Below are 5790 nucleotides of genomic sequence, written 5' to 3' on the forward strand. Positions count from 1 at the left end.
ACCCTGTCAACCGTTGTTTTGAAGAAATCTGAAACTCGAAATTCTTAATCAAAACAATCGGTTGCTTTTCGATTCCGAGCCCGCTTCAGTGGCGTACCCCTCGAAAGAGATGCGCATTCTACAGACCCCAGCGGACCTGTAAAGCCCTTTTTAAAGCTTTTTATCCAAAGTCTCGGTTTTCCGAAATGAACTGTTCAGAAGACGACCAGATACTCCCCGAATCCGATCATAAAACCACCAAAAAGCCGCAAACCCGGCAAAACGGCGTCGAAGGTAAAGACCAACTCCCTGCCTGAAAATCCACACGAGCACCCATAAACGACAAAAGGGCTGTTTCCAGTCTGGAAACAGCCCTTTTTTTCAGAAAGAACGCCGGCCTTATTGGCCGCCTTCATTTCCGTCAGAAGCAACCGGCTTGGTTCGCCTCATTTTACGGAACAACGCCTGAGTCGGTCCGGACAGCCCATAGACCAGGAAACCGACAAAAAGCACCGTCCCAGGATCCAATGTCACGACCACAAACACCAGGACCACGACAAGAATGGCCGCAAAAGGCACACGCCCCCGCAAGTCCAGATCCTTGAAGCTGCGGTAGAGGATGTTGCTGACCATCAATACGCCCGCGCCAGCGACCACCAGAACCGTCAGCAACTTGAGCCAGACCTGGGGCTCGAATCCCTGGAAGCACCAGACCAGCCCCGCCACAACAGCAGCGGCCGACGGACTTGGCAAACCGACAAAATATTTCTTGTCGACCGAACCAATCTGAGTATTGAAGCGCGCCAAACGTAAGGCGGCACCTGCCACGTAAATAAAGGTAATGGCCCAGCCGAATTTACCGAAGCTGTTCAGAGACCAGAAAAATGCCACCAAACCCGGCGCAACGCCAAAGGCGACCATGTCGGCCAGGCTGTCGTACTCCTCACCGAACTTGCTTTGGGTATTGGTCATCCTGGCGACACGGCCGTCCAGACCATCCAGAATCATGGAGACAAAGATGGCAATTGCCGCTTTCTCAAACATGCCATTGGCGGCCGACACCATCGCGAAGAAGCCTGAAAACAGCGAAGCCGTCGTCAGCAGGTTGGGCAGCAGGTAAATCCCCTTGCGACGGACCCGCGCGCCCTCAACCACTTCTTCTTCCACAACTTCTCCATCCTGCTGCAGCGCTTCATCTGTGTTCGAGACGCTGTGTTCCGATTCGTTTTTTTCGCTCATTCCGATTCAACCCACAAAACATGCAACGGGCATTATAGCTGATCCACCACCCTGCACGGTCAAGTGACAGAAATGCAAAGCAAGATGCCCACAACGAAAAAACGCGACCCGAAGGTCGCGTTTTCCGACAAAGCTAACGCTTAGTTCTTTTCCTTGTCCACGATCTTGTTCGCGGAGATCCACGGCATCATGGAACGCAGTTTCTCACCCACCACTTCAATGTCGTGACCGGCATTGAGGCGACGGCGCGCCGTCATGGACGGGTAGTTGGTATTGCCTTCCTGGATGAACATCTTGGCGTATTCACCGCTCTGGATGCGCTTCAGTGCATTGCGCATGGCTTCACGGGACTGCTCGTTGATGACCTCAGGACCGGTGACGTACTCACCATACTCCGCATTGTTGGAGATGGAGTAGTTCATGTTGGCGATACCGCCTTCATACATCAGGTCGACGATCAGCTTCAGCTCGTGCAGACACTCGAAGTACGCCATTTCCGGCGCGTAGCCCGCCTCGGTCAGCGTTTCGAACGCCGTTTTCACCAGCTCAACGGTACCGCCACACAGAACGGCCTGCTCACCAAACAGGTCGGTTTCGGTTTCGTCCTGGAATGTGGTTTCGATGATACCGGTACGGCCACCGCCGATCGCACTGGCGTAGGACAGCGCAATGTTCTTGGCGTTGCCGGAAGCGTCCTGGTGGATGGCGATCAGGTCCGGAATACCGCCACCACGAACAAACTCGGTGCGTACGGTATGGCCCGGCGCCTTCGGTGCCACCATGATCACGTCCAGATCCTTGCGAGCCACGATCTGGTTGTAGTGAACGTTGAAGCCGTGGGCGAACGCCAGCACGCCACCGTTCTTCAGGTTTGGTTCGATCTCGTTTTCGTAGATGGCTTTCTGGTTCTCGTCCGGAGCCAGAACCATCACGATGTCCGCTTCTTTGGACGCTTCGGCAACCGTCTTGACGGTCAGGCCAGCGCCTTCGGCCTTGGCGGCTGAGGAAGAGCCGGCACGCAGACCGACCACAACGTCGACGCCGGAATCCTTCAGGTTGTTGGCGTGAGCGTGGCCCTGGGAGCCGTAGCCAATGATCGCCACTTTCTTGCCCTGGACGATGGAGAGATCACAATCTTTATCGTAAAAAACCTGCATAACTTTCCCCTGTTACCTATCGGACCGCATCCGGTCGCGAGTCTTTAAATGGTGACTATCAGTTACTGAGAATCAGATACTGAGAACTTTTTCACCCCGGGCGATGCCCGAGACGCCTGAACGTACGACCTCCAGAACACCGGTGGTGCCGACCGCCTGGATAAAGGCATCGAGCTTGTCACTATCCCCGGCCAACTGGACGGTATAGACCGTACTGGTCACGTCCACGATCTGACCCCGGAAAATATCGACGGTTCGCTTGATCTCCGCGCGTTGCGATCCACTCGCTTTGAGCTTGATCAGCATCAGTTCGCGTTCGATGTGCGAGCCCTCGGTCAGGTCCACCAGCTTGACCACCTCGATCAGCTTGTTCAGCTGCTTGGTAATCTGCTCGATAACCCGATCCGACCCCGTCGTGGTGACCGTCAGTCGAGAGAGCGTTTCATCCTCAGTCGGCGCGACCGTCAGGGTCTCGATGTTGTAGTTGCGCTGGGAAAACAGGCCGACAACGCGAGACAGCGCACCCGGCTCGTTTTCAAGCAAAACAGAAATGATTCGACGCATGGATCACACCCTCTCCGTTTTGCTGAGCCACATATCCTTCATCGAGCCACGGGCCACCTGCATCGGGTAGACGTGTTCGTGCGGATCAACATAAATATCGATGAAGACCAGCTTGTCCTTCATCGCGAAGGCTACCTTGAGCTTGGGCTCAAGATCTTCCTTGCGGTCGATGCGAATACCCACGTGGCCATAGGCCTCGGCCAGCTTGATGAAATCCGGCAAGGATTCCATGTAGGACTGGGAGTGACGGGACTCGTAGTTCATGTCCTGCCACTGCTTGACCATGCCCAGGGCCTGGTTGTTCAGGTTGACCACCTTCACCGGCAGATTGTACTGCTTGCAGGTACTCAGCTCCTGGATGTTCATCTGGATACTGCCCTCGCCGGTGACGCAGATGACGTCATCGTCGGGGTAGCTCAACTTGACACCCATGGCCGCCGGCAGGCCGAAGCCCATGGTGCCGAGGCCGCCAGAATTGATCCAGCGATTGGGTTTGTTGAACTTGTAGTATTGGGCTGTGAACATCTGGTGCTGGCCGACGTCGGTCGTCACATAGGCGTCGCCGTTGGTCAGCCGGTGCAACGCTTCGATCACTTCCTGGGGCTTGATGTAGGTATCGCTCTTTTCGTAGCGCATACCGTGAAACGCCCGCCACTCGTCGATCTGCTTCCACCAGGCCTTGAGTGCATCGTTGTCCGGCTTGGCCTTGCTTTCCTTGACCAGGGCAATCAGCTCTTTGAGCACCGAATCCACCGGACCGACAATGGGCACGTCGGCTTCGACCGTCTTGGAAATGGACGCCGGGTCGATATCGATGTGGATGATGCGTGCGCCCGGACAGAACTTCTCGGTGGCATTGGTCACCCGATCGTCGAAACGGGCACCCACCGCGAGGATCAGATCCGAGTGGTGCATGGCCATGTTCGATTCATAGGAACCGTGCATCCCCAGCCAGCCCAGTGACTGCTTGTCGGAGGCCGGGAAGCTGCCAATGCCCATCAGGGTATTGGTGACCGGATGGCCCAGCATGTGCGCCAGGTCCGTCAATTGCTCCGAGGCCTTGCCAAGAACGACGCCACCACCGGCATAGATGATGGGACGCTTGGCCGCCAGCAGCATTTCCGCCGCCTTGCGGATCTGGCCGGCATGGCCCCGAATCGCAGGATTGTAGGAGCGCAGTTTGACCTTTTTGGGGTACTCGTACTCGTAGCGCTCGTTAGGCGTGGTCATATCCTTGGGGATGTCGACCACCACCGGTCCCGGACGGCCGGTCGCCGCAATGTAGTAGGCCTTGCGGATAACTTCGGGGATCTCCGACGGATGACGCACACTGATATTGTGCTTCACCACGGGACGGGATACACCGATCATGTCCGTTTCCTGGAACGCATCCTCGCCGATCAGGGTGGAAGCCACCTGACCACAGAGAACCACCATCGGAATGGAATCCATGAAGGCTGTGGCAATGCCGGTAATGGTGTTGGTCGCACCGGGACCGGACGTCACCAGAACGGTACCGGGCTTGCCACTGGCCCGAGCGTAACCGTCCGCCATGTGAACAGCGGCCTGTTCATGGCGAACCAGGATGTGTTTGACCTTGTCCTGCCTGAACAGGGCGTCATAGATATGCAGCGCTGCACCACCCGGATAACCGTAGATGTACTCGATCCCTTCATCCTGCAGGGAACGGATCAGCATGTCTGCGCCAGACAATAACTCCACTTTCTCTACCCTCTCTATAGAGTGAATGTACCGGACTGTCGCCGGTTGCCTGGGGTTCCGGTGCATTGCTTCTTGTGAAAGCCGGACCGGACATTCCACCACACTGAGGGACGCAGAGGTTGTCTCTCCTGGCCAGCCGGGCCTCCTGAGGGTGCCGGAGGTCGGCCATTCGTCGGGCTGCACGAAATACAGCCCCATCGCGCGGGCTGCGCGAAAGGTCCAGCGTGGTAATCAACGGGGATACTGCTCGGGATTGCCTGCCGTATTCACCCCTGTTTTCAGGCAATCGCCAATTGTGACAGCGGGAAACGTCCTGTCAATAGCGAAGCCTCGCCAAGGCGCGCCGCGGCGGGTTTTGGGGACCAATGCGGTTACATAATTACGACAGCCCGATGCTGGCCATCGCACAGTTTTTGGCTAATCCTAAGCAGAACAGGCCCAGCCATGGCAGAATGGCGGCGTGACGACAGTTGAATCCGCCGGCAATGTCCGATTGCCGGTTGAACAGGGAAACAGGTTGTATCTGCATGAAAACACTTGGCATTGCTCTGACCTTTTTACTCGCCATCAGCTCTATTACGGCAACCGCCGCTTCCGTCTACAAGTGGAAGGATGAAAATGGCGTCGTTCACTTCGGCGACCAGAAACCGATGAACAAGCAGAGCGAGACCGTCAATGTTCGCTCCGGCACGTCCAAGGCGGACACCGACGAGAAACGGATGTCGCCCCAACAGGAAGTCGACGCCCTCGACAAATCCCGCGCCGAGCAGGCCAAGAAAGACAAAGAGAGCCGAGAGGAAGAAGCTCAGGCCAAGCAACGCCAGAAGAATTGCGAAATCGCCACCAAGAACCTGCAGACCATCAGCAACCACGCCCGCATCAAGATCAGCGAAGACGGCGAGCAGCGCTACCTGACTCCGGAAGAAATCCAGGAAAAGAAAGAGCAGTTCCAGAAAATCATCGATGAAGATTGCGCGAACTGAGCCCTCGTCGTCTCAAAATAAAAAGGTTCATCGCACTTTACCGGGAAAAGCGGCTTTGATTTTCAGGAAGAAGTAGTCGTTATCCCGGTAGCCGTACGCCATCCGCTTGATCACCTTGATTTTATTGTTCATCCCCTCCAGCACGC

At 56.1% G+C, this 5790-nt stretch carries 6 protein-coding genes; 1 reads left to right on the forward strand and 5 read right to left on the reverse strand.

The window, feature by feature from the left end:
- Nucleotides 1-378: 378 nt before the first annotated feature.
- The 4 genes from pssA to EB809_RS20750 all read right to left on the reverse strand — a co-directional run bounded on the left by pssA (nucleotide 379) and on the right by EB809_RS20750 (nucleotide 4661).
- Nucleotides 379-1218 carry a CDP-diacylglycerol--serine O-phosphatidyltransferase gene (pssA, locus tag EB809_RS20735; protein WP_123636762.1) on the reverse strand — a complete coding sequence of 280 codons (840 nt, stop codon included), beginning with the start codon at nucleotides 1216-1218 and terminating at the stop codon, nucleotides 379-381.
- A 140-nt stretch (nucleotides 1219-1358) separates the two neighbouring features.
- The gene (gene ilvC / locus EB809_RS20740; RefSeq protein ID WP_123636763.1) at nucleotides 1359-2375 is read right to left on the reverse strand and encodes a ketol-acid reductoisomerase; all 1017 of its coding nucleotides are present in this window, start codon (nucleotides 2373-2375) and stop codon (nucleotides 1359-1361) included.
- Between the two features lie 72 nt (nucleotides 2376-2447).
- Nucleotides 2448-2939, reverse strand: coding sequence for an acetolactate synthase small subunit (gene ilvN / locus EB809_RS20745; protein WP_123636764.1), 492 nt, complete (start codon nucleotides 2937-2939; stop codon nucleotides 2448-2450).
- Between the two features lie 3 nt (nucleotides 2940-2942).
- Entirely contained in the window at nucleotides 2943-4661 is a 1719-nt protein-coding gene (locus EB809_RS20750; protein WP_123636765.1) for an acetolactate synthase 3 large subunit, read from the reverse strand.
- Nucleotides 4662-5188: 527 nt separating this feature from the next.
- Between EB809_RS20750 and EB809_RS20755 the strand changes: the two genes are divergently transcribed.
- Complete coding sequence (locus EB809_RS20755) at nucleotides 5189-5644, forward strand: DUF4124 domain-containing protein (protein ID WP_223808070.1); 456 nt, start codon at nucleotides 5189-5191, stop codon at nucleotides 5642-5644.
- A gap of 27 nt (nucleotides 5645-5671) precedes the next feature.
- Here EB809_RS20755 and EB809_RS20760 read toward each other — a convergent pair.
- A partial coding sequence (locus EB809_RS20760) for a transposase (RefSeq protein WP_148079186.1) occupies nucleotides 5672-5790 on the reverse strand: 119 nt, incomplete at its 5' end.

Origin of the sequence: Marinobacter sp. R17, from assembly GCF_003789045.1 — a bacterium.
Lineage (GTDB): Bacteria > Pseudomonadota > Gammaproteobacteria > Pseudomonadales > Oleiphilaceae > Marinobacter_A > Marinobacter_A mangrovi.